General features: G+C 51.3%; 19 protein-coding genes (1 of these 19 cut by a window edge). 5 read left to right on the top strand and 14 right to left on the bottom strand.

Going from position 1 to position 24,520, the window contains the following annotated elements:
* The 9 genes in view from GA004_RS17670 to pyrF are tightly spaced (at most 44 nt apart) and all read right to left on the bottom strand, a layout consistent with a single transcriptional unit that may run on beyond the window.
* Window positions 1-1,592 carry the 5' portion of an ABC transporter ATP-binding protein gene (locus tag GA004_RS17670; protein WP_283395205.1) on the bottom strand. Its footprint begins 142 nt before the window's first position, so only the first 1,592 of its 1,734 coding nucleotides appear in the window; the start codon lies at window positions 1,590-1,592; the stop codon falls past the left edge of the window.
* Window positions 1,593-1,627: 35 nt separating this feature from the next.
* Complete coding sequence (locus tag GA004_RS17665; RefSeq protein WP_283395204.1) at window positions 1,628-2,683, bottom strand: ABC transporter permease; 1,056 nt, start codon at window positions 2,681-2,683, stop codon at window positions 1,628-1,630.
* Window positions 2,680-3,597, bottom strand: a complete 918-nt coding sequence (locus GA004_RS17660) for an ABC transporter permease (protein WP_283395203.1) — start codon at window positions 3,595-3,597, stop codon at window positions 2,680-2,682. The genes GA004_RS17665 and GA004_RS17660 overlap by 4 nt, the downstream gene beginning before the upstream one ends.
* 44 nt (window positions 3,598-3,641) lie before the next feature.
* Complete coding sequence (locus GA004_RS17655) at window positions 3,642-5,240, bottom strand: peptide ABC transporter substrate-binding protein (protein ID WP_283395202.1); 1,599 nt, start codon at window positions 5,238-5,240, stop codon at window positions 3,642-3,644.
* 7 nt (window positions 5,241-5,247) lie between these two features.
* On the bottom strand, window positions 5,248-6,873 hold the full coding sequence (locus GA004_RS17650; RefSeq protein ID WP_283395201.1) for a peptide ABC transporter substrate-binding protein: 1,626 nt from the start codon (window positions 6,871-6,873) through the stop codon (window positions 5,248-5,250).
* Window positions 6,870-7,370 carry a 2-C-methyl-D-erythritol 2,4-cyclodiphosphate synthase gene (ispF, locus tag GA004_RS17645; RefSeq protein ID WP_283395200.1) on the bottom strand — a complete coding sequence of 167 codons (501 nt, stop codon included), beginning with the start codon at window positions 7,368-7,370 and terminating at the stop codon, window positions 6,870-6,872. The genes GA004_RS17650 and ispF overlap by 4 nt, the downstream gene beginning before the upstream one ends.
* A 29-nt stretch (window positions 7,371-7,399) precedes the next feature.
* Window positions 7,400-8,200, bottom strand: coding sequence for a class I SAM-dependent methyltransferase (locus GA004_RS17640; protein ID WP_283395199.1), 801 nt, complete (start codon window positions 8,198-8,200; stop codon window positions 7,400-7,402).
* A complete protein-coding gene (ispD, locus tag GA004_RS17635) occupies window positions 8,197-8,913 on the bottom strand; it encodes a 2-C-methyl-D-erythritol 4-phosphate cytidylyltransferase (protein ID WP_283395198.1) in 717 nt (238 codons plus the stop codon). Before ispD ends, GA004_RS17640 begins: the two co-directional genes overlap by 4 nt.
* 41 nt (window positions 8,914-8,954) lie before the next feature.
* Complete coding sequence (gene pyrF / locus GA004_RS17630) at window positions 8,955-9,668, bottom strand: orotidine-5'-phosphate decarboxylase (RefSeq protein ID WP_283395197.1); 714 nt, start codon at window positions 9,666-9,668, stop codon at window positions 8,955-8,957.
* Between the two features lie 119 nt (window positions 9,669-9,787).
* On the opposite strand from pyrF, the gene ispE reads away from it, so the two are divergent.
* Both ispE and ptsP read left to right on the top strand, forming a co-directional pair.
* Window positions 9,788-10,696, top strand: coding sequence for a 4-(cytidine 5'-diphospho)-2-C-methyl-D-erythritol kinase (gene ispE, locus GA004_RS17625; RefSeq protein WP_283395196.1), 909 nt, complete (start codon window positions 9,788-9,790; stop codon window positions 10,694-10,696).
* Between the two features lie 68 nt (window positions 10,697-10,764).
* Entirely contained in the window at window positions 10,765-12,531 is a 1,767-nt protein-coding gene (gene ptsP / locus GA004_RS17620) for a phosphoenolpyruvate--protein phosphotransferase (RefSeq protein ID WP_283395195.1), read from the top strand.
* A 37-nt stretch (window positions 12,532-12,568) separates the two neighbouring features.
* Here the strand turns inward: ptsP and GA004_RS17615 are convergent, their stop codons facing one another.
* Window positions 12,569-13,501, bottom strand: a complete 933-nt coding sequence (locus GA004_RS17615; RefSeq protein ID WP_283395194.1) for an ArsR/SmtB family transcription factor — start codon at window positions 13,499-13,501, stop codon at window positions 12,569-12,571.
* A 140-nt stretch (window positions 13,502-13,641) separates the two neighbouring features.
* Window positions 13,642-15,501 (bottom strand): transcription elongation factor GreA, encoded by a 1,860-nt coding sequence (greA, locus tag GA004_RS17610; RefSeq protein WP_283395193.1) that lies wholly within the window; start codon window positions 15,499-15,501, stop codon window positions 13,642-13,644.
* 90 nt (window positions 15,502-15,591) lie between these two features.
* Here greA and GA004_RS17605 point away from each other — a divergent pair, with 90 nt between their 5' ends.
* Window positions 15,592-16,842, top strand: coding sequence for an RsmB/NOP family class I SAM-dependent RNA methyltransferase (locus tag GA004_RS17605; protein ID WP_283395192.1), 1,251 nt, complete (start codon window positions 15,592-15,594; stop codon window positions 16,840-16,842).
* Here GA004_RS17605 and GA004_RS17600 read toward each other — a convergent pair.
* Together GA004_RS17600 and GA004_RS17595 are read right to left on the bottom strand one after the other, a co-directional pair.
* Complete coding sequence (locus GA004_RS17600; protein ID WP_283395190.1) at window positions 16,839-18,152, bottom strand: MFS transporter; 1,314 nt, start codon at window positions 18,150-18,152, stop codon at window positions 16,839-16,841. The genes GA004_RS17605 and GA004_RS17600 overlap by 4 nt on opposite strands.
* A 313-nt stretch (window positions 18,153-18,465) precedes the next feature.
* On the bottom strand, window positions 18,466-18,894 hold the full coding sequence (locus GA004_RS17595) for a hypothetical protein (protein ID WP_283395189.1): 429 nt from the start codon (window positions 18,892-18,894) through the stop codon (window positions 18,466-18,468).
* Between GA004_RS17595 and GA004_RS17590 the strand changes: the two genes are divergently transcribed.
* Window positions 18,888-19,283 (top strand): hypothetical protein, encoded by a 396-nt coding sequence (locus GA004_RS17590; RefSeq protein WP_283395188.1) that lies wholly within the window; start codon window positions 18,888-18,890, stop codon window positions 19,281-19,283. The genes GA004_RS17595 and GA004_RS17590 overlap by 7 nt on opposite strands.
* A gap of 346 nt (window positions 19,284-19,629) precedes the next feature.
* On the opposite strand, the gene GA004_RS17585 is transcribed toward GA004_RS17590, so the two are convergent.
* Window positions 19,630-21,171, bottom strand: coding sequence for a sialate O-acetylesterase (locus GA004_RS17585; protein WP_283395187.1), 1,542 nt, complete (start codon window positions 21,169-21,171; stop codon window positions 19,630-19,632).
* 154 nt (window positions 21,172-21,325) lie between these two features.
* Between GA004_RS17585 and GA004_RS17580 the strand changes: the two genes are divergently transcribed.
* Window positions 21,326-24,475 carry a PSD1 and planctomycete cytochrome C domain-containing protein gene (locus tag GA004_RS17580; RefSeq protein WP_283395186.1) on the top strand — a complete coding sequence of 1,050 codons (3,150 nt, stop codon included), beginning with the start codon at window positions 21,326-21,328 and terminating at the stop codon, window positions 24,473-24,475.
* Window positions 24,476-24,520: the final 45 nt, after the last annotated feature.

Here is a 24,520-nt window from a genome sequence, read left to right as displayed (position 1 = left end):
ATAATTAGGACCGTTTTGCCGACGACTAGTTTGTCTAAGGCTTTCTGGATCATCCGCTCGCTTTCTGAATCGAGAGCGGAGGTAGCTTCATCTAGTATTAGGATTGGAGCGTTTCTGAGAAAGGCTCGCGCGATGGCGATTCTCTGTTTCTGTCCACCGGATAGACGGGTCCCTCGCTCACCCACAATCGTTTGGTATCCTTTTGGTTGTTCCTTGATGAAGTCGTCTGCGAAGGCCTGCTGAGCTGCCTCGAAAACCTCTTCATCGGTCGCGTCTTGTCGGCCGAGACGGATATTTTCTGCGATTGAGTCGTCGAAGAGCACGGGTTCTTGGGAAACGATTGCGATGCGCTGTCTCAAGTCGTTCGTATTGAACTCACGTATATCAATTCCATCTATGGATATACTCCCTTTAAGTACGTCGTAAAATCTGGGGACGAGATTGGCGAAAGTGCTCTTGCCCGTGCCGCTAGGTCCAACGAGGGCACAAACACACCCGGGTTCGATTACCGCGCTCGCGTCCTTCAGAGCAGGTGAGTCTTCATAGGAAAAAGACACCTCATGAAACTCGATTCGACCTTGTATGGAATTAATAGTTACGGGCGAACTGGGTTCTTCGATAGAGACCGGTTCATTGATGATTTCACGGATGCGCCGCAGTGATTCGGCCCCTTTCTTAAGTTCCCCTGCTAGGTAGCTGATCCGTTTAATCGGCGAGTAACTGAAGTACAGCGCAGCAAAAATGGCGATAAACACTTCGCCGGTAACCCCTTTGTAGTAACCGACCACAAAGGCCGAGGCCAGACCGACTGAGGAAATGATTTCGACCACGGGCGATAGGGAGAAGGTGTATTTGACCACTTTCATCTGCGAGTGGAAGAGTTCGCTTAAGCCCTTTGAAAACCGCCGCGTTTCTCGGTCTTGAAGATTGAAAGCCCGCACTTCTTTGACTGCGCCAAGATTTTGAGAAAGATCGTTCGTGACGCTGGAAAGCTCTTCCTGCTGGGTTTTTGCTTTCTGGCCTAGTTTCTGAGTCAGTTTTCGCACGGGGAAAATGACCAATGGGAGTAATGCGATGCTGCAGTAAATATAGACGACTCCATCGTGTTGCCAACCCTTGTACGCCAGCATGGAAATGGCTCCCAAAAATGTGAGAGGGGCAATGGCGAGGTCACGGCCGGTGATTGTGAGGGCGTACTGCATCGCCTGCGTATCCGCGGTTAGGCGTGCGATAAGGTCCCCCGTCTTCTTGGTTTGAAAAAAGGCCAATGGGAGCCGCTGGATATGGGAAAAAAGCTCTGCTCTTAGATCTCGAATGACACCTAGTCCCGCGTAGTTGAGATGGTAGGTGCTTAAGAACGTACTGACGCCAATGGTGAGAAACAAGAGAGGAAAGATGCTTGCGACGAGAATAAGGCGTTTCAATTCCATCGATTGCTCCCCATTCAATACGATGGAAAACAGCTTTTCCGCTCCGAGCGTGATTCCGGCCCCGGTGCAAAGACCGGCTAATCCACCAACCAGAAGAGCGAACCTTACGCGCATCTTGTAGGGCCGCAGGAGGGCCAGGAATAGCTTAAGGTCCTTGAACATACAGGAGATTTAGACTGCGAGTAAAATGGTGGAGTTCAACCTTTAGATGATTTCACATCGAGCGCGTCTCTCAGACCATCTCCAAGGAAATTCATAGCGAAAAGGGTTAGGGAAAAGAATGTCGCGGGAACAAAGAGAAGCCATGGGTAGACCATCATCTTTTCGGCTCCTTCCTTGATGAGGGTACCCCAAGATGCATTGGGAGGTTGCACGCCAAGACCTAAGAAACTCAATGTGGATTCTAAAAGCATGACGGCGGGGACCAGAAGGGTCGAGTAGACAATCACGGGTCCTAGGATGTTGGGGGCAAGATGGCGAAGGATAATGGTAAATGTCCGGACGCCAGTAGCTCGGGCCGCTTCTACAAAATCTTGATTTTTTAGGTTAACCACTTGGCCCCTTACTATACGAGCCATGGTCAGCCATTCGACGGCTCCGATTGCCAGAAATATGAGTAGAAGCTGGTGATCCGAACCTTCGAAAATGACCATTAACAGGATCACGAATATAAGGAAAGGCAAAGCGTAGAGGACGTCCACGAGCCGCATCATAATGGCGTCGGTCTTTCCTCCCAAATAGCCGGATATGGCTCCATAGAAAACGCCTATAAGCAAAGAGACGAAGGTCGCGATGAATCCAACACCCAGAGAGATTCGGCCACCTTGGAAAATCCGCGCAAGCAGATCTCGCCCGTGACCATCTGTGCCCAAAATATGGATTCGGGAAGATTTCGTGAATATCAAGCCATCGACGTCGATGACTTCGCCATTGCGGATGCGACGTGCTTCTTCCTCAGGATTGGATGCGTAGACATCGGCGAATTCCTTGACTGTAATGACTTCGTCAGCCTCCTCGGACTCTGCGTCATAGCGGAGTTCGATTCCCATCGATAACGGAGGAGTGGCTCCGAGGGAAAGCGTTTGACTGGTAGGAGAGTGAGGATAGAAGAGAGGGCTAGCGTAGCAAAGAATAACCATGGTGGCGAAGAAGCCGAGGCCAAACATGGCAAGTCTGTTCTTTCCGAGCTTTAGCCAGGCATCTCGCCAAGGTGAGCGGGCCTGAATCACTTCGATGTCTTTACGGCTGCTCATTGGTAGCGGAGTTTGGGGTTGAGCAAAATTTGAACGATATCGACGATCATATTGGCGACTATTATCAGGGCGGCATAGAACAGGACTGTCGAAAGAATGAGAGAGTGATCCCTACTCAGTGCCGCTTGTATGAAATGTCGGCCTAGTCCAGGGACTTGGAAGATCGTCTCGACGACAAAGGAGCCGCTGATCAGGCCAGCTAGCGCCGGGCCGAAAAACGAGATAACGGGCATTATGCCTCCACGCAATGCATGGACGATAACGACCTTGAATTCTGGGGCCCCTTTAGCCCGCGCGGATCTGATGTATTCCATATTCAATGTCTCCAGCATGCCGCCACGCGTGAGGCGAGCGATATAGGCGGCGTAGAATAATCCAAGGGTGCATGCGGGGAGAATACGGTCTGAGAACGAAAACCAACCGGAAATGTTGAGCCATCCCAGCCAGACCCCAAAAACGAGGGCCAGTAACGGTCCGATCACGAAAGTCGGCAGGCAAATGCCAACCATGGCCAAGCTCATCGGAGCGTAGTCGAGGATGCTGTTTTTCTTGGCAGCCGCAAGAATCCCAATAGGCAGTCCGATTGCTAACGCGACGATCATGGCGAGTAGACCTAGTTCTAGAGAAACCGGGAACGTATCCACTATAATATCCCTTGAGGTAAGCCCTGGATAGCTAGTTAAGGGGGGGAATTCGAATGTGACGTGCTGCCAGAGAGTCCTGAAGAATTGAACAGGCAAGGGGTCATTGAATCCGTAGTACTCCATCTGTTGCTCCAGTATGTGAGGAGCGACTTTGCGTTCTTGACTGAAGGGTCCACCCGGAGCCGCACGAACCATAAAAAAGGTGATCGTGTAGATCGCCAGGAGAATGGGGATGGCTTGTCCGAGGCGAATGAGGATGAATCTGAGCATATGTGAAGCGAGAAAAACGTGGCAGGTAGCAGTCGAGATGACGCTTATTCAAAATAGACGTTCGTGAAATTGCGCACGTCGAGCGGCGTGGGACTCCAGCCCTTGACCCTAGGGTCGATCCGGTAGGTTCTCACATAGTGGTATATTGGAATAATAGGCATGTCGTTTAGCATGATCGCTTCGGCCTCAGCTAAGAGATCAAGACGCTTCTGAGCGTCGGTTTCGGAAAAAGATTCGGCAATAAGTCGATCGTATTCGGGGTTCGAATATTGAGCGTCATTCTGCCCGCTATCCGATTGAAGGATCCTCAAGAAAGTATCGGGATACATGTAGTCGCCGATCCAGCCATTCCGGGCGATTTCGAAGTTTCCTTCATGTCTCGTGTTAACGAAGACTTTCCATTCCTGGTTCCGGATTTCTACGTCTATTCCCAGGATGCTCTTCCACATTTGCTGGATTGCCTCAGCAATCGCCTTGTGGCTCTCCAATGTGTTGAAGAGCAAGGTAAGTTTGGGGAATCCCTCTCCATTTGGGAAACCGGCCTCCGTTATGAGCTCACGCGCTTTCTTAGGGTTGAAGGAGGCAATGGATTCTGGCTCGTACCCGCTTATCCCAGGGGGGGTGAAATTGCCTGCAGGGAGCTGTCCCCCTTTGGTGATTCTGCGTACAATGGTGTTTCTGTTTACCGCGTAGCTTAATGCGTGTCTAACTTTCGGGTTGTCCAGAGGAGGCACTTTCGTATTCAGCGAATAATAATAGACCCCAAGGAAGGGTTCGATCTTAACGGTGGGGTCATTGCGCTCTTGATACACGGGGATCATGTCGGTTGGAATCGTATAGCTGTAGTGCAGCGCCCCGCTGTTGAACATTTGATCCTCCGTGTTCTCGCTGACGATAGGGTAGAACTTGATTCCGTTAAGCTTCACTTGGTCGGCGTTCCAGTAGCTCGGATTCTTTTCGACCTCGATTATCTGGTTCATTTGCCAATTCTTGAGCTCGAATGGACCATTGCTTACGTATTCCTCGCGTATCCAATTATTGGCGGGGTCATCGATTGCACCGTACTTTTCGACCGTTTCAGGGTGGACGGGGAACCAGGAATTGTGCTTAATGATATTGTAGAAATAGGGGACTGGTTCCTTGAGGGTCACGCGCAGCGTAAGCTTGTCTAGAGCCTCCGCTCCGACTTGCGAGAAATCGGTAATCTCGCCTTCGTTGTACTCTTTGGCGTTTTTCATTGAGTAGAGCATCTCTGAATACTGAGAGCCTAAGCGCGGCGAGAGAATGCGCTTGAAGCCATAAACGAAATCATGAGCGGTTACGGGCTCACCGTTAGTCCATTTGGCGTCTCTAAGATGGAAGGTCCATACCGTATTGTTTTCATGTTCCCATTTGTAGGCCATTCCAGGGTGGGGCAGGCTATCGTCTGTGGGATGCGGCGCGATCAGTCCTTCAATCAGGCTGACAATCACATGGTGCCCGTTCATAGACGAGTTGATGTGCGGGTCGAGGCTGTGCGGCTCGCTGCCGTTACCGAGCAAGAGAATTCCTTCGTCGATTGCGTCGTCCGCAGGTGTGGCGACGGAGAACGGGTTGAAGCAATGGATAACAATTAAGGTGCTGCAGAAAAGTCGGTTTGTCATTGGTTCTTTAGTTTTGAAGATGAACGTATTTATAAGTGCGAAGAAGAACTAGAGATGCTGGCCAGTTTTGAACTCGAGAGCTCACTAAGTAGTCTTTGGTTTTCCAGGAAATTGGAATGATTGGCATTTCTTCCATTAGTAGGCTCTCAGCTTGATAAAGAGTTTCGAGGAGGGAATTTGAATCGTGTTGAGTCAGGGATTTGTCCAAAAGGTTGTCGTATTCCGAATGCTTCCATCGAGATCGGTTGTGCAGTCCGTCGCTTCTCAACACGTCTAGAAACGTGTAGGCGTGAACGTAGTCGCCTGTCCACGCGATATAGCCGATGTCGTAGTCTCCCTCGTCTAGTCGCGTTAAAAAAGTCCGGAATTCCATGTTCTGAATTCGGACATCGATTCCCAGTTTCGCTTTCCACATGTTTTGGAGTGCCTCAGCGACGGCGATTGAAACGTCGCGATTGGAGACAATCATTGTTAAAGGCCTGTTTCCACTTAGCGCATCAAGCTCACTCTCGGCGAGAGTAACGAGGGCAGGATTCGCTAAATTTGATCGAAGTGGATAACCGGGCATTGATTCCGGGGTGAACCGATTTGCTGGGGTTCCGGATTTCAGAACGGCTTTGATCAGGAGCTTCCGATCGATAGCCTGGCTGAGTGCAATGCGAGCGCGGGAACTTCTAAGAGAGGAAGATTCTGTATTCAGGACCAAATAGGCAGTTGAAAGAACAGGGTCATAGCGAGCGTTTGGAAGGTTCGCGCTTTTGAGTTCCGATGGGATCTCTTCGGTCACGTCTATTTGACCGGATTGGAATGCCCTGTATTGCGATTGGGTATTTTCGATGGTGTGAAACTCTATCGAAACAACGGATACCCTCTCCGCATCCCAGTACCTCTTGTTCTTGACGATAGAGATTCTCAAATTTCGTTGCCAGGAAGCTAGCGTATAGGGGCCATTCGAAACCAAGTTCTGACTACTTGCCCAACTATTTGAAATCGAGTAAAGGTCGCCATTAGCTTGTATCTCATGGATGGGTACGGGAAACCAAGCGAAGTGTTTGAGCTTTTGGAGGAAGTATGGAACGGACCTATTTAATTCAATCTCGAGTTCGTATTTGGAAATCGCGGAGACACCGACTTTCGAGAAATCGTTGATTTCTCCTTTGTGGAATTCTTCTGCATTGAGAATATCGTAGAAGAGAACGGCGTTTTGAGCGGCAAAACGAGGCGTCAGTATCCGTTCGTACGATTCGACAAATGTGTTGGCGTCGATTGGGGTACCGTCTGACCACACCGCATTGGGGTTGAGGGAAAACACGAATTTCGAATTCTTTGCGTTAACGGTCCAACTACTCGCGACACCAGGCAGTATTTCGGTGTCACCTTGTGCTGGCTGAGTTACCAGTCCTTCGAATAGGGCGCTCGCGATATTACCCTCTGCGACGGAGATCGCTTGATGTGGATCTATCGCTTTGGGTTCGGCCGGATGGCCAATCCTTAGAGTGTTGGCGATTTCGGCGTTTTTGGATGCTGAATTAGAGCAGCCGAAAAGCATAAAACTGGATACGCCCAATAGGATGAAAGAAAGAATGGTGTACACCCATTCGATGAGATTATTTCTGAAGGGAGGACGGGTCATTTAATATAGATCAACGAGGTCGCTAGAGCGGCCGCTCCCTCTCCGCGACCGATTGATCCGAGGCCTTCATTGGTGGTCGCTTTAATTCCGATTTGACTGGGGCTGATCCCGGCGCTTTGGGCGAGACGATGCTTCATCGCATCCGTTTTCGCAGCGATCTTCGGTTTTTCCGCGATCAACGTTGCGTCGATGTTTCCGATAACGTATCCTTCGTTGCTGATGGAGCAGGCAACTTCCTTCAGGAGCTCTTGCGAATCGATATTGCGGTATTTGGGGTCTGTATTTGGAAAATAGTGACCAATATCGGGCAGGCCAGCAGCGCCGAGCAACGCGTCACAAATAGCGTGAGTAAGGACATCAGCGTCGGAATGACCGTCCAATCCGTAAGGAGTATCGAAGGAGATGCCGCCCAGAACCATAGGTCTGCCTTCTTTGAATGGATGGATATCATAGCCTTGGCCAATTCGGATAGGAGCTGTCTGTTCTTTCTCTGACACGGAACTTATTAAATGGATAGGAAATGGAGCTAAACTGAATTCGTACTTCTTTGGGTAAAAGCGCGAGCGGATTTAAGTAGTGGGAAATTGGGATGCAGTCGCTTGTTCCTTGTCTGTTTGAATAGAGATAATCTGAATTTGTGGGCTTTTTTTCTCAACACGACGAGAATGCCGTTCGGTATTTCATCGGGAAATCGAGTAACGGTTGCCTCGATGGTCCATCGGCAAGGTACGCGATCATCTTGGTTAACGGATTTAATTAGGTCTAGGAGCGAGTCCTTCGTAAAGACATGAAAGTGAATGTTGATAATGTCTTTTCGCTCGGTGGCGAGCCTGTAGGATTGAGCGAGTTCGGCCCGATTTTCCTTGGATTCATCAGAGGTGTCGCTCGGGGCGAACTCGGACCATTCGACCCCATATACGAAATCCTCGATATGCGTGGGGTCGGAATCGTCCACATTGTTCAGATAGTCGTCTATCATGTGGTCGACGACCGTGGTCTTTCGAGGGCAGTCAAAAGTGAACTGCTTGTCCGGGACGACCATGTAGACGATGCCCTTTCGCTTCAGAACGCGATGCCATTCGCATAGAGCCTTCACGGGGTTGGCAGTATGCTCCAAAACGTGTGAAGATGCTACATAGTCAAGTGACTCGTCTGCAAAGGGCAGGTCGGTAGCCTCTCCAAAGTACGCGGCATGGGTGGGTTCATTGGCGTATTTTTCAAACTTGTCTACGTAAATGGGCTTTATTCCGGGTATAGGGTATTTAAAGGCCCCTATTTCGGTCCCTATTCCACGACACCACCTCTTTGCTGCATCCTGACTTTTCATCCTTCGCTCCGCCGATTGAACAGGAATTCGAACAAGAGGACATCCCGAGGGGTTGTCAGTTTGGGATTGGGAGCGTCGATTTCGATCAGCGAGACCGGGAGATTTGTGGCTTCGATTGCAGACAGGTCATCCGTAACGAGCAGGCCGCTCTCGATTGTACTTCGATACCCCTCGACGATGACAGGCATCTGGAAGCCCTGAGGCGTTTCCATCGCCCACAGGTTCGAACGGCTAATTGTCTTAAGAGTGTATCCACTCTCCGAAGATTTAGCCTGTTTGATCGTGTCGGTGACTTTTCGAGCGACGCAGGCAGCGCCCGAGCCTCTAGAGGCTTTTGCCACGGTATCAATCGTTTCAGGATCTATGAAAGGACGGGCACCATCATGAATGAGGACCACGTCGCAATCCGAACTCAATTTCGATAGCCCGGACCAGACGGAGTCCTGGCGCCTTTCACCTCCCTGGACCCATTCGACACGGCGAAACGCATCGACTGGAATCAAAGGTTCGACAGACGTTTTTTGCGCGTCGTCCCGATAGACTACGATTATTGAATCTACCGTTTCACAGCTGGCAAAGGCCTCGATTGAATAACGGAGAACCGGTTTGCCGCAAATAGGGAGAAGCATCTTGTCAGGAATCGCTTCCCCCATACGAGTGCCTGAACCGCCGGCCAAAAGAATCGCAGTAGCGGATGGTGACGGTGGATTCATAGGCGAGCTCGAGACATTTTAATCGTACAGGAGTCGCGGGACTACCGTAAGTCTTCGAGAACCGATTTCACTACAGACTCGGGATCTTCCGCTTGGTAGATGGGTCGTCCTACGACGATGAAATCCGCTCCTTGTTCCGCGGCAAGTCGAGGGGTCATGATGCGTTTTTGATCGCCTGCGTCGGCACCCACCGGCCGTATGCCGGGAGCTACAAGCTTGAATTGATTGCCATGTATGGATTTGACCTTGGCGGCTTCATGAGGGGAACAAACGAGTCCACTCAAACCGACATCACTTGCAAGGGCGGTTAGGGCGAATACTTGCTCTGCCGCGGAGCGGTTGACCCCGATTCCTGCGAGGGCTTCATCGTCCATGGAAGTCAGGACGGTAACCCCGAGAAGCTGTAGGTCGGGTTTGTGATCTTGCTGCGACCTCACAGCCCATTCCATCATCTCCCTCCCGCCACAGGTGTGAATGGTCAGCATATCGATCGGGAGCTCGGAAGCGGAGGCGATGGCTTTGGCAACGGTGTTGGGAATATCGTGAAGCTTGAGGTCGAGGAATACCTTTTTGCCGAGATCTGAAATCTCGCGAACGTACTCCGGGCCATACTTTGTGAACATCTGGAGCCCGATCTTTATCCAATTCAGACTTTCGCCGGATCGCTTGACGAGCTCGATCGCCTTGGACCGATCGTCGATATCCAAGGCGAGGATCAGTTCGCAGTTACCTGTTTGATCAAAATTTTTGGTCATCGAAAAACGACAATGAAGTCCTTTTATCGTTTCATGCAAAGGCAAACGATCGAGATCGGTTTGAGAGCTTGCCCTATTGGTTCGAAAAAGCACGGTTTAGTACTTGCTACGAGGGTGCCATGGAAATCGAGATATCCAGTCCTGCGAAAATTAACCTGTCGCTTGCCGTGACTGGGTTGCGTGCGGACGGGTTTCACGGGCTAACGAGTCTAGTGGCCCCTTTAGCTTTTGGCGACCGAGTTTCGTTAACGGTTGAGGCGGGCAAAGAGGGGATTTTCCTCAAATCGACGGATCCGCACCTGCCCATTGACGACCAAAACATAGCTTGGCGGGCAGCGGACCGTTTCCTGCGCAACTTTGGCTTTGAGGCGAGAGTCGATATAAGAATCGAGAAAAATATCCCTATTGGAGCGGGACTGGGAGGGGGCAGCAGCGATGCGGCATCCGTTTTAAAGGGTCTGGCGGCACTTCTAGACATTCAAGATGACTCTGCTTTAGAAGGGCTCGCAGGGGAATTAGGCTCGGATTGTCCGCTCTTTTTGAAATCGGAACCACTCATTATGAGAGGCCGCGGAGAGGCGATTGAGAGATTGGGCGAGACGTCAAGGGGTTCATTACTTGGTCAATCCATCGTATTATTTAAACCGTCATTTGGAATCTCAACCGCCTGGGCCTACCGGTCGCTTGCGGGTTTGGGAGCTTATGCTGACCCAGTGGAAACCGAAAACCGACTGGAAGCATGGAAAAATGGGAATCTCCCATTGGGTAATCTTCTGATGAATAGCTTTGATCCAGTTGTAGGAAACAAATATCCTAGCATGCCGCTCATGCTGAAACTCATTCGGGAAAAGACAGGGTCGCCCTGCTTGATGTCGGGTAGTGGAAGCTGCTGTTTTGCGCTTTGTGATCCAGACACGGAGAACCCTATTAGAGAGCTGGTAGCCGAATGTTGGGGTGAAAGGGCGTTTTTCCGCTCGACTCGCATTTCAGATATAGGGTTGACGGGGACAGAAGGGTTTTCATTTTAGAGCGCAGCGAATAGGCGAAATTACTTTGTGGAGCACAGTTTCCGTCGCTTTTGACGCGTTGAGAGTCGATGGATAGCAATAAAGCAGAAGAAGTGGAGTTTACGGGGATTGCCGCATCGCCGGGCATCGCTCATGGACCGGTGTCGCTTCTGCGGGAGAAAAAGATATCCGTTCCCAAATACAAAGTGTCATCCGATCGTTTAGAATCGGAGACCGAGCGCTTTGAGAGTGCCCTTCTCGCTACTCGAATGCAGATCCAGGCGATAAGAGATGAAGTTCAAGCGAGCCTAGGTGAAGATGAGGCGAGAATTTTTGATGCTCATTTGCTGGTGCTCGAAGATCAGGCGCTAATCGGCGAGACGATTCGAGAGATGGAGTCCTCCGTGGAAAATGTGGAGTCCTGTGTTTGGAGAGTTGGGAATCGGTACATCGAAGCTTTTGGTCAGATTGACGATGAGTACCTGCGTGAACGTGCTAGTGACCTTCGAGACGTGCTAAGGCGGCTCATCAGCAACTTAACGGGGCAATCACTCGAAAACGCGGATCGGCTGAGCGACAAGCACGTCGTGGTCGCTCACGATATCGCGCCATCGGATTCAGCGATGATTGACAAGAATCATCTGCTGGGCCTGGCAACGGATGCGGGGGGCAAAACGAGCCACACGGTGATTGTTGCTCGGTCTATGAATATTCCAGCCGTTGTCGGTCTGGGAAACGTGTCCGAACAGATCAAGCCCGATGACATTGTTTTGGTGGATGGCTTTGAAGGCAGAGTCGTGGTCAACCCAAGTGATGCTACCCTCTATCGTTATGGCAAAATCAAGGACGAGCACGCGTCGATAACGAAGCGGCTGATTGCGTTATCCCAAAACGTCTCTCAGACAAAGGATGGGCATCCGATACAATTGATGGCCAATATAGAGTCTGAACACGAAGCAAAGCGGGCGATCGATATTGGCGCAGATGGAATTGGGCTCTTCCGCACGGAATACCTGTTTTTGAATTCCAAAGTGCTCCCCACCGAAGACCAGCAGTATGAGGCCTACAAAAATACGGTGGAAACAATGAACGGGCTCCCGGTCGTCATACGCACCTTTGATTTAGGTGGCGACAAGATATCCAACATTCCTGAACTCGGAATGATAGGGGAGTCGAACCCGTTTCTTGGTTACAGAGCGATTCGATACTGCCTAGACAATGCCGAATTTTTCACGACACAATTGCGGGCGATCTTGAGGGCAAGCGCGCACGGGGATATACGTATTATGTATCCGATGATCAGTGGCGCAGCTGAACTGGAACAGGCTAATGAATATCTTGAAATTGCCAAAGATCAGCTCCGCGGCGAAGGTATTCCTTTTAATGAAAACCTGTCGGCGGGTTCGATGATCGAAATTCCGAGTGCCGCTACCGCTTGCGATACCCTGGTAGCCGGATCCTCATTTTTTAGTATAGGATCAAATGATCTGATACAGTACCTCATAGCGGTCGATCGGTTAAACGATCGTGTCGCTCACCTGTACGAGCCTACTCATCCGGCTGTAATTCGGACCTTGGCTCAGGTCGTCAAAGCAGGTCGAGAGGGAGACAGGGAAGTTTCTATTTGTGGCGAAATGGCGGGAGATCCCGTTTTGGTTCCCATGCTGATTGGATTGGGAATCGAGTCGTTAAGCATCGCACCTGGATTGCTGCCGAACGTGAAGTTTGTTGTGCAAAGCATGACGCTCAAGGAGGCGAAAGATCTGGCGGAAATGGCATTGTCCGATTCGGACAGCACAACTATTTATGGAAATCTGCTGGTGTTTTATGAAGAGCGAATGGCGTCCCTCTATTAAGGACAAGATTGCGACCACTATCTAAAAAACAGCACAGCTATCTTTTGATACCGGTAGCTAGAAGGGTCTCGAAACCAGGCTCGCCCGATTCTTTGGACACGACCGATACGGCAACATTCTCAAAGCTGGCTCCTTTTAGCCAAGAATGCAGCTTTTTTTCGGAGAATCCCAACCAGTTGTCTGCGTATAGTTCTCGAGCCTTCTCGAATGTGTGTTCCTTCAAGTCGAGAATCACAACTCTGCCGCCCAGTTTAGTAATTCGATAGGCTTCCTCGATTGCTTTCTCTGGGCGATTGGCGTGATGGAGGGCTTGGCTTAGCAAGGCGATATCCACTGACGCGTCGTCGAGCGGGACGGCTTCGATGTCACCCAGCAAATACTGGAGATTCTCCAGTTGGTTTTTTTCCGCGAGTTCCTTCCCGACCTCGACCATCCTGGGGGAGTTGTCGATGCAATAGACCTGTTCGGCCTGTCTCGCGATTAGCTGGGAAATCATTCCTTCACCTGCTCCGAGATCAGCCACGACTACTTTCGGAACCAGATGCAACAGCATATGGCCAATGCCTTCCCATGAACGTCCAGGGCAGTAGTTCTTGCCGAGCCTGCCAGCGATCAAGTTAAAGTACTCTTCTGCGATTTTGCGGCGCTTCTGGATTACTCGTTCCAGATTCTCATTATCTTCGATGAGTTCGGGGGAACCTGAAACAGAGTTAATGGCAGCCTCAATCAGTTCTGCCTCCCATTGTTCAAGTGACGTCTTGATTGAGTAGAAATTCTTTTTCCCGTCTCGCCGATCTACGACGAGTTCAGATTGTCTCAAAATGGCCAGTTGTGATGAAATCCGCGATTGCGACATGTTGAGAGCCTCTTGTAGTTCAGCGACCGATAACTCTTCCTGGCTCAACAGCCCCAAAATACGCAGCCGTGTGGGCTCTGCCAAGATTTTGAGAGTATCCCAAGCCAGTTTCATGGGGAAAGTAAAAATTAAGAATGTAATTATAAGAAGGAAAAAACGCTTCAGACGGACTCGACCCGAACAATTCAAGCAAGAAAAACCGCGATCCCTTTGGAGGACCGCGGCTTGGGAAAAATGATTTGGCAGTGGATTTTCTACTTGGCGACTTGGTCAACGAAACGCTGGATTGAGATGATCTTTAGCAAGCTATCGACTCCCTCGATATGAAGTTCGACTTCGTCCCTAGGAGATTTGCCGAGCAGAGCAGCACCGAGAGGCGTTTTGTAGGAAATGACTTCCTTTTCCGGATCGCTGTCCCAAGCCCCCAGAATGGTATAAGTAATCTCTTTATTGGTCGTTTCATCGAGGAGATTGACAATGCTACCGATGCCTACCGTTTCGGTTCCGATCTCGCTAAAGTCGGTGATTTTTGCTCGTTGCAGATCCATCTCAAGCTTGTTGCGTCGTGCAAGCAACAGTGACTGATCTTGCTTGGCCATCTTGTATTCAGAATTTTCTTTCAAGTCACCATGTTCGCGTGCGACGCCGATGGCTTTACTGTTTTCAGGAATCTGCTTGGTGACAAGATCGTCGTACTCGGCCACAGCCTTGTCGTAGCTTTCGCGGGAAACTATGAGCCCGGTCGCTCTGGTTTCCGCACCCGTTTCCAGCAATGACTGAACGGCAGGGAATATCTTAATGAATCGAGCGAGCAGAGACTTTTTCGTTAATTCCTCAAAACCTTGGTTGAGCAAGAGATTGTTGGCGAGGTCCCGTGCGGTTTCCGAATCCGCTTCAGCGAGCAGGTCTGGAATGAGCTCCGTATCTTCGCTGAGGATATCAGCCAGAGGAATGCGTCGGGAAGTCACAATTTGAAGTGCCTCATAGTCGATCGCATAGAAAATAGCATTGAGCAGGCGAGGCTTGATCATTGGTCGAACCAGATTTCCGAACTTGCGGGAATTCCGATTTTTCACGATCCAGAGCAGAACGGGCTCTTTCAGGTTCTGCTCGGTCTGCCAGCGCTCGAACGTTTCGAGAAGATCCTGATCGAAACCGTTCAGCAAAAGGAAGTTGACGCAGTCAGTTGTGAGTTTCCCACTGCTGGACTTCAACAGACTGAAGGAAATTTCTTTCCAGTCCGCTGGATGAGCCTCCTTGATGAGCTCTAAGGCTCGGGTATGGAGATTGGTCGCTAAGTCATCTAGGATTTCATTGAGCCCTTCGATGTCACCTACGAGATCTGCCAATGCCGGTTCGAACTCGGCAATGTCTACCTCGAGAATTTTAGCCAGATCATTGCGAATCCAAGCCCCCTTGAGCTTTTCCGCGGGGGTAAGCTGGTTACTTTCTTTAACGGCAGTCGCTAAACCATGAAGAACGGCGGGAAGATGCTCTTTGATATCCGGATTTTCGGTCACCGCATCGAGTAACTTGTCCGCGATGATTACCCGCCGTTTGGCGGATTGGGTCGCATTGTACTCCTCCAAAAGTTCGTCCTCAATGCTGACAGGTTCGTCCCGCAGGACGTACATGCCGGTTTTGCGCGGCGGGACCGCGATTCGAGGATCTTTGGCCAGGATTTTCTTAGTTGCGGTCCACCATTTCTTAAATTTGACTGGATCACCGATCACTTGAGAAAGGATGCTCTCAACCTCGGTGGCGCTTGTGGCTCCGTTCGGATATTGCTTGAGGACTTCCACAACGAGGTCTGCCTGTTGTTTTGCAATCATCTCCGTGATTAAATCTGGCTCGGTCTCCTTGCGGGCGAGCAAATGCTCCGGAGGAAGGACCTGCATCGTGACGACGCAGAAGCCAGGATCCATCCGGTGACCTTCCTTACCCTCGAAATCGATGATCAGCTTTGAGCTGGCAGCATCGTATTCCTTTATCTGGCCAAACCCCCAGCTTTGATGGATACAGTAGCGTCCGGGCTGCATTGACTCGAGCTTTGCCTTAGCAGGCTTAAGCTCGGGTTTCCGCGTAATGAGTTCTAATACGGCTTCTTCGTTCATTTGAAGTTATGAGACTAAAGGTTTAAGAGAGGCGGCTTTTTATGCAGTTGTCAACGAGCGACTATTCCCTCAACAACATCTCCCTTGCAAATGAACGACTCATCTTGGAGCTGTGCGGTCGAATTGACCAGCAGATTTCTCAATAAACCCGCACGGTTGTCTCATTTGCTTGAGCGATTGCCAGCCAAGATGGACTCGGGCAGTCGACGGCGTTGTCAGTTCCTTTTGTTCGGCGTAGTCCGAAATTGGTCCTTTCTGGAGTCAAATCTAGATGCTTTCCTGAGGAAACGCCCTCGAATAGGAATGTGGGCCGCGCTTTTGGTTGCCAGCTATGAACTTATGGCCAACTCGGGAAAGTCAGCCCAGATCGTCGACCATGCGGTGGGCAGGATCGGCAAGAAATTCAGCAAATCCGAAAAGGCGCTCGCTAACGCGGTCCTGAGAAAAGTGGCCCAAGGGATTGCAGAATCGAAAGAAACGGTTCCATCCGATTGCTTCTCGATGGCGATTCAGTATAGCCACCCGGCTTGGCTAATCGACCGCTGGATCAAGCAATTCGGCTTCGAGAATGCGTCCGGTCTAGCGCGTTGGAATCAAGAAGAGCCCGATATATACTTTCTTCCTTTAGAGGGTGCCAAGGCTGCTGCGATTGGTCAGTCAACCGATTGGGATCCCTATCGAAAGGGCTCTGATACGAATTGGAGCGAGTTGGCAGAAGCCCTCCAGGCAGGATCTATCTATATTCAGAACCCCGGAGCTAGACTGGCGCCCAACTTGATCGTGAAGCACTTTCACGATGGCCGCATTCTTGATCTGTGCGCGGCTCCTGGCGGCAAGAGCTTCTACCTTGAGAAGATATTAGAGGAGTCGATTCGGGAAATCGTTTGCGTTGATCTTCCCGGACCCCGTTTCGAGCGACTCCTTACCAACGTAAAACGGTTTGGATCTGGAAGGCTTAGGAGTTTGGCGGCCGACCTCTTTGAATTGGACGAGAAAGAGCAGGGGCGGTTCGAGGCCGTTTTACTGGATGCCCCATGCAGTAATTCTGGTGTTCTGCAAAAGAAGCCGGATGCGAAATGGCGCCTTTCGACCGAGAGGATTTCCGATCTGATAGCCTTGCAGTTTAGAATGTTGACCAAGGCTTCCGAACTGGTGGGTGAGAATGGACTGCTGGTCTATAGTACCTGCAGTGTTGATGTCGAAGAGAACGAAGGGGTCGTTAATAGTTTCCTCGAGTCGGAAATGGGTCGGAGATTCAGTTTGGTCGAGCGGGTCGCGAGCCAACCCTGGATTGCGGGGCACGATGGAGCGGGTGCCGCGCTTCTGCGCCGGCAGGGCTAGTCCTTAACAGGCTTGGGCAGGCGACTGCAAAGCAAAGCTGCGCCGACGGTGATTATGGCCCCCACCAGGTAGAGCTGGAGTGAGCCGAACCACCAGAAAACGAAGCTGGCGAGTAGCGGTCCAATCGCCCGAGCGAGGGATCCTATTGCCCGAAAGGTCCCCAAGGCGCGCCCTTGCTCGGATTCGCCGGCGAAAAGAGACACGAGCGATGTGAGCGTTGGGCTGGCGAGGCCGACACCGAACGCGAGAAACGCAAGTCCGACATATAAAACAGAAACGCTCGAAGCGATCCCTAGAAAGACGAGCCCGATCGCAACCAGTAGAAGGCCAGTGGTCGCGACGCGTTTTTCCCCCAGTTTGGGAGCAAGTCGTCGCACGATGCCACCTTGGACCAGAACTAGAACGAAGCCTACGAAAACCATCATCCAGGCGTTTTGCGTGGCACTAAATCCAAAACGATCCGCCCCGAGGAAGGTCAGGGTGAATTCCATTCCGGCGAAAGCGAACATGAAGACGAAGTAGGCCAGATTGGTTTTCCCGATAGCGGGAGGCAGCTTATCGGTGAGGCGGGCGATCGGGTTGCGGGATTCCGAACTCTCTCGATTTTCGTCTGAAAGGGATTCCTTAAATCGAGCCTTCACCCAAAGGAAATTTAGCAACGCAAGCCCCGCTGCCACAAAAGCGACGACGGAGAAAGGGTTGATTCCGTATCTTGCCCATTCCGGATGGGACTCGAGCAAATTGAACTGGCTTAAGAAGCCTCCCAAAGCGGGTCCCAGAATGAACCCGAGTCCGAAAGCGGCTCCTACGATCCCCATTCCTTTGGATCGGTTTTCTTTGGTGGTGATGTCAGCGACCGCCGCTGTGGCGACCGAGATGTTGCCGCTCATGCAGCCCCCGACAAAACGGGCTATAACCAATGTTAGAAAGCTACCCGCAAACCCCCATAGAATATAGCTGGCGAAAACCCCCAGAGTGGTAATGAGGAGTATAGCGCGGCGGCCTTTCTTGTCAGAAAGGCTGCCCCAAATCGGGGCAAAGAAAAATTGTAGAAAGGCATAGAGCGAACCCAGTATTCCTCCGAATAAAACCGGGGTAAAGCGGTCTCCGGCTCCGGTGGCGGCAGAAAATTCGTCCAGAAATAGTGTGAGGCTGTTGAGCAGTCCGCTTTGCCCATAGTACTCGAGAATAGACGGAAAAAGGGGAAAGATGATACTAAACCCAACGAGGTCTAAGAAAATGGTTAAGAATATGACGCCCAGCGATAGCGATTTCTGACCGTTTTTGGGTTGTTCTGATTGTTTGCTCAAGGAGGTGGTTTATTGGCGTCTCGCCAATTGAGCGCAAGATTTTAGTCGCTTTGGAATCGGGAAGAATGGATGCCTCGCGATCTAGGAAACCAGAATTCCTTTTGCGAGGGCGTAGATGTATTCGAGCTCATCTGGGGCAATCCCGCTCCAAACGACAGCTGATCGGCATCGGATATTGCCTGGATCTCCAGCGATACTCCGATTATCACGACAGCCTTATTGCCTCGAGTTCCAGGTTTCTGCACCCGCATGATAAACTCCTCAATCTCATTAGCAGAGATGCTTCTCGTTTTCCGAAGGGGCCATCCCTTGCTTACTTTGAGCGTGTCATTGCTGATGGATACCGATTGGGTGCGACAAATGTGATCCCAATTAGCCGAATTAAAAACCACTTGGGGAGTCCCAGAAAAATTAAACCAAAGATGGCGGCGAAAATCGGGAAAAAGCCGGGCACATCGGTTTGGGTCAAAAATGGAATAGCAAAGGCGGTGAGGAAAATCAGTTCGAATACCCAGATGAACACGGCGACCACCAGAAAGCCCATTTTGAAGCCAGGAGGAGGAATTTCAATCTGCAAGCTGGATCCATCGTAGTTGATGCGCGATTTTAGTACAGCAGGGGGATTCGGAATCTCGTTGGTTTCCAGACCTTTTTTGAATTTGTCCTTTATGCTCCCATCCAGTAGATCCACTCCCCGGATACGCGTTGAGCCAGATGTTTCGTCATAAATAGGCAATGACAAGAATTTCGCGTTCTCTTCGGCATCGCTTCTCATATTCTTTTCAGAGCGGCTCTGAGAAATGTCGAATTGGTTGTCATCGCTCCCTGCCAAACGAACCTGATAGTTGGGGGCTTGGCGACAAGCAAGCCGCCTTTGACAATAGTGATGGCTCGAGGCAAAACGAGACCATCCATAACAACGGTGGATTTGTCCACTACGCCATCATCATCCGTATATTTAAGAACCACCATACGTCCAATGGGCTCCTCCTCCCCATTCCTGCCGACATCCAGCATGTAGACTCGCATCTCCACGACGTAGAGCCGACCGTCCTTATCCCAGGCGATCGTTACTGGGTCATTCTCGAGTGGTTCCTAAGCGACGAGCTCCAGTCGGAATCCGGGGGCTAGCTGGATGCTTTCGACACTCTCTTGTGAAGAAAGGATCGGTGCCGACGGAAAGTTGACTTGCTTCCAGATCTCCGCGTGCACGTCTCCTTCTTAGTGTTTTCTGTCACCAGATTGGCCTTAAGCTGTGGCTGTAAGGAGAGAGGGCGAGCAATGGGCTCATTACTGCGAATAATGGCTTTGTTGGACGTATTGGAATGGTATCGATCCTCGCGCAGCGTTGGAAAATTGGTAGGGAAACAAACACCTGTTGGCAAACTGGTAAGCGTTCTTTCCGTTCGATTCTACCAAGTGAATCGGGTAGACCGAATCGGCTAGGATTTCAAAGGTAGCGGACGATCTGGGTTTTCTATTTCTGGACGTTAGCCGTTACACCGGGCCAGTCATCGGTGCGGAACGGGGTTGCTGGGAGACCTTCCCGACTAAACACGTTACAATCGGGGTTGTTGGCCCAGGCATATCGTACCGCAACTGGATTTTCCACCGAATCGCTCCAAACTTCTATCGTATCCTTGTCCACAATACGGGCGGAGGCCCAAAAAAACTTCTGGTCTTTTCCGGCGATGGAAAAGCCAACCGGCTCACGGGTGTCGAAAGTGTAAAGGCCGCGGGCACCGACATGGTCAAGATCAACTGAGATTTTCGAGCCGTTAACTTTCATCGATCTGTACCGTGGGCTTTGGTGGGCGACGTCTGTTCCATAGTCTCGGGCCAGTGCCCACCTGGCCAGTCGATTGGCGACGGTGTGTTTGTCGCGCGGGTGAATGTCGCGGCCTTCGCCGACGTCGATAATGACGGCCTGGCCCGTGTTGCGGAGCTTGTCCATCGTCATGGTTTGGGCTTCGCGCAGTTCCGGCCAGTCCGCCTCTTGAGGCTCCGAAACCCTGTCTCTAAAATCGGCGAGTTGAACGTAGTAGAACGGGAAATCGCCTTGGCCCCATTCGTCCCGCCAATGTTGAATCATAAGCGGGAAAAGGTGCCGATACTGGTAGGCCCGGCCCGCATTGGCTTCGCCCTGATACCATATTGCCCCTTTGATTCCGTATCCAATGGTCGGTTTCAAAACGCCGTTGTAGATATTGGCGGGACGATGCTGACCTTCGAGGGGATTGCGTGGGACTCGGGGGCGAGTGCCTTGGCTTCCCCCTTTCTCCCACTTGGTGATTTTCGCTTCGTAGTCCGCGACCGCCTTTGCGTGATCGTAAGTCGCTTCCGTTTCCTTCCACCTGTCAAGCAATTCAGAGTAGCGTTTGTCTTTGCTAAGGACATCGCGTCGTATCCAGGCTTCGGCGGCGGAGCCTCCCCAAGCATTGTCGATAAGTCCAACTGGGACCCCCAATGCCTGATGCAGTTGTAGGCCGAAGCGATAGCCGACAGCGGAAAAGTCCTTCACGGTATCGGGAGCAGCGTGGGCCCACTCGCCATCGAAGTCCTTCTGCGGTTCTTGAGTTCCCACTTGCGGAACGGAAATCAGTCGAATCTCGGGGTGGTTTGCGGTCAGGGCTACTAAGTCTCCGTCATATGAATTCTGCACCTGCCAAGCCATATTGGACTGCCCTGAGCATATCCAGACCTCCCCTACCAGTACATCATCGAAAGTGATCGTGTTTTTGCCCTTGATCGTCAAGCGGTGCGGCCCGCCGGCAGGAATTGGCTTTAGGGTCACTTTCCAGTTGCCATCTCGATCCGCTTTAGTCGTGTGTGCTTGGCCGCCGATCGAGATGGTTACCTTCTCGCCCGCGTCTGCCCAGCCCCAAACCGGATTGTCGTGGTTGCGCTGGAGAACCATATGATCGCCGAAAATTGACGGGGTTGAGACCTTGGCACTCAAAGAAACGACTCCAAGTATCGAAGTGAGGCAAAGTACGCAGCAAATGAGTTGGCGGTTCATATTCGGGGTTAAGCTAGATTATCGATGAGATTGAAAGAGGGGTTACGTTAGAATAGCTTGGTCGAGGGTCAATATTGAATGGCGGGCAATCCGCTCGGTGCGGTCCAATTGACTTGCCTGTAAAGCGGGTAAGCGGTTTCTTTTTCGATACCCGATGAAAAGTAAGCTAGCTGGATTGATTCTAATGCTCGTCCTGGTTTCAGGCGCGATCGTCTTGCTTCAACGTGAGGATAGTCCCGGGACGGTGGAATTTGCTCAGGGAGAGGTTCAATTCAATCGCGATATCCGCCCCCTGTTTTCGGAGACTTGTTTCAATTGCCATGGGCCCGATGAGCACTCTCGCGAAGCGGAGCTGCGGTTTGATTTGCCTGAAAGCGCTTTCTCTGAGCGCGATGGGGGAGTGTTTGCCTTAGTTGCGGGTTCTCCTGAGAAAAGCGAAGCGTGGAAGCGGATTGTGAGCGACGACCCCGATCTTATCATGCCGCCCCCGGATTCCCATTTCAATCTGAGCGAAACCCAAAAAGGAACGATCAAAAGATGGATTGAGTCTGGCGCTAAGTACCAGGACCATTGGGCGTTTGAGACCCCTCGAAAGGCGGCGCCTCCGGTCGCAGATAGAGCTGGTTGGGATCGATTCGCGATCGACCGATTTGTCCTGGCTCGACTGAAATCGGAAGGGCTCTCTCCGAGCGAGCCAGCGGACAAGCGGACGCTGATTCGCCGTTTGTCCTATGATTTGACGGGCTTGCCGCCAAGCCTGGAAGAGTTGTATCAGTTTCTGGATGATGACCGTCCAGATGCGTATGAGCTTCTGGTAGATCGGCTTCTCGATTCGCCTCACTATGGCGAGCGGATGGCACTCGCCTGGCTGGATCAGGCCCGATATGCGGATACGAATGGCTATTCCCGGGATGGCGCACGCACAATGTGGGTTTGGCGGGACTGGGTGATTCAGGCCTATAATGAGGATAAGCCCTATGACGTCTTTTTGCGGGAACAGCTAGCGGGAGACTTGCTTCCGGATGCGACTCAAGGACAGATCGTGGCTACTGGGTTCAATCGCAATCATATGATCACCGCGGAGGGTGGCACTATAAAGCTGGAGAATTTGACCAACTATGCGGTGGACCGAGTGAAGACGACTTCGGAAGCGTTCCTTGGGCTGACGATGGCCTGCGCGCAGTGCCACGATCACAAGTACGATCCGATCTCGCAGGAAGACTTTTACCGTATGTTCGCTTACTTCAATACTCTCAGCGATAAGGGGATTGATGGCGCGGGTGGCAAGAATGCGGAACCGATTATCCATGCGAAGTCTCCGTTACATCATAAAAATGTGGATACGGTACGGGATACGATTGAGTTCCTGAAATTGGAAAGGCAGAAGCGAGCGTCGAGATTGCGGAGCGACTGGGAATCTAGGGAGCGAGAGAGCTTGGAGCAACTCGGTCAGGATCTGGCATTCCATGAATTTAAGCCTTTAATGGTCAATAATCCGAATATCCCCCCTTCTATGGTGGAGTTTCAAGAAGAAGTGGCCGTGTTTCTGAAGCAGCAATCGATCGCGCCGGGAGGCACTTTTTATTCATTTGCCTGTTCGCTAAAAGAAGATCCGGATTCTCTGATAACGGGTCTTCGCATCGAATTCTTGCCGCATCCCGAGGTAAACGAAGGATCCTTGGGTTATGGCAAGGAAGACGAATTGGGAGCGTTTGGAGTTTCTGCCGTTTCCGTCTCGGCAGGGAAGGTGCCCGTTGCGGACTTCGACCTGAATAGCGAGGTTGCTCTCAAGGATGCGACCGCGAGCTACTCCCATGAAGACTATCCGGCCCGGGCAATACTGGACCCCCGATGGCCCACGGCGTGGTCGCCCCTAGGACAGGTCAGAAAGTCGCAGCATTTAACCCTCACGTTTGAAAAGCCGGTAGACCCAAGAGAGGCTCCCTATTTCTCCATTATGGTAAACTTTCAGCAGATCGCCAATGCGGGGTATTTTAAAATGATGGCGATGACGGGCAAGGACGATGGAACGAATATCCCTTCCCCGATTCAGCGTATATTGAACAAACCTACCAAGGAGCGAACCCAAAGTGAGATCGTGGAGATCGCAAATTATCACGAACTACATGATCCTGAGCTAGAGAGTTTGAATACCGATATTGCCACCTATCGTAGACGTCTCGGTGAGATGACCGAGGCGTATCCTGTCCAAGTAATGGATACGGCTAAGAATCCCAGAAAGACGTATATTTTAAATCGTGGTAGTTATGATCAGCCGGGTCGAGAAGTCGAGCCGGGCGTACCTGCTTTTCTTCCTCCTTTACCTGAAGCCGCCCCCGGCGATCGTCGCGCGCTCGCCGATTGGTTCACCGACCCCAGTCATCCCCTGACGAGTCGAGTAGCAGCAAATCGGATTTGGCAACTCTTTTTCGGCAATGGGTTCGTGTCCACCTCTGCTGACTTTGGGGCCCAGGGAGAATGGCCGAGCCATCCAGAGTTGCTCGATTACCTTGCAGTTGACTTCATTGAAAACGGCTGGAGTGTAAAGGCCCTCGTTAAGCAGATTGTTATGTCGCAAACGTATCGACAGCGATCAGAAGTTACCGAGGAGCAAAGATCCATTGATCCTGAGAATCGCTTGTTGTCGAGAGGGCCCCGTTTTCGACTGCATGGTGAATTTATTCGCGACACCGCCCTAAAGGCTAGCGGGCTTCTCAATGATTGGATTGGAGGGTCTAGCGTTAAACCGTACCAACCTAGAGGGATATGGCGCGAAATCAGCCACTACGGTTCTGTCAAAGATTTAACTCAGGTATTTGTCCAAGATCAGGGTCGTAATTTGTACCGAAGAAGTCTCTACACCTTGTGGAAACGAACCAGTCCTTCGCCATCAATGATGGCGTTTGATGCCCCGAATCGGGAGCTTTGCGTCATGCAACGTGAGACGACAAATACCCCTCTGCAAGCGCTGACTCTGTTAAACGACCCGCAATTTGTGGAAGCGGGGCGCGTATTCGCAGAGCGGATATTGCAAGAGCTGGTTGACGCTGCGGATAGGGATCGCGTTTCCTTGGCCTTCGAAACCGTAACCAGTCGGTTGCCACGCAATGATGAACTGGAGGAATTGGTCAAAGCGCTAGAAGAGCAGCGGGTCTATTTCGAGCGAAACGAGGAAGCGGCCCTGGCCGTTCTTGGAGTGGGAGAAGCGATGCGTAACGGCCGCATAGATGTAGCCGATCACGCGGCCTTTTCCGTGATCGCCAATCTGATTTTCAATCTAAGCGAGGCCGTGACAAAGGGATGACCATGATGGACTTTACTCTCGAATCGATCGATATTTGGCAACCGC

Source organism: Candidatus Pelagisphaera phototrophica (assembly GCF_014529625.1).
GTDB classification, from domain to species: domain Bacteria; phylum Verrucomicrobiota; class Verrucomicrobiia; order Opitutales; family Opitutaceae; genus Pelagisphaera; species Pelagisphaera phototrophica.
This window is presented reverse-complemented; position numbering and strand designations above follow the sequence as displayed.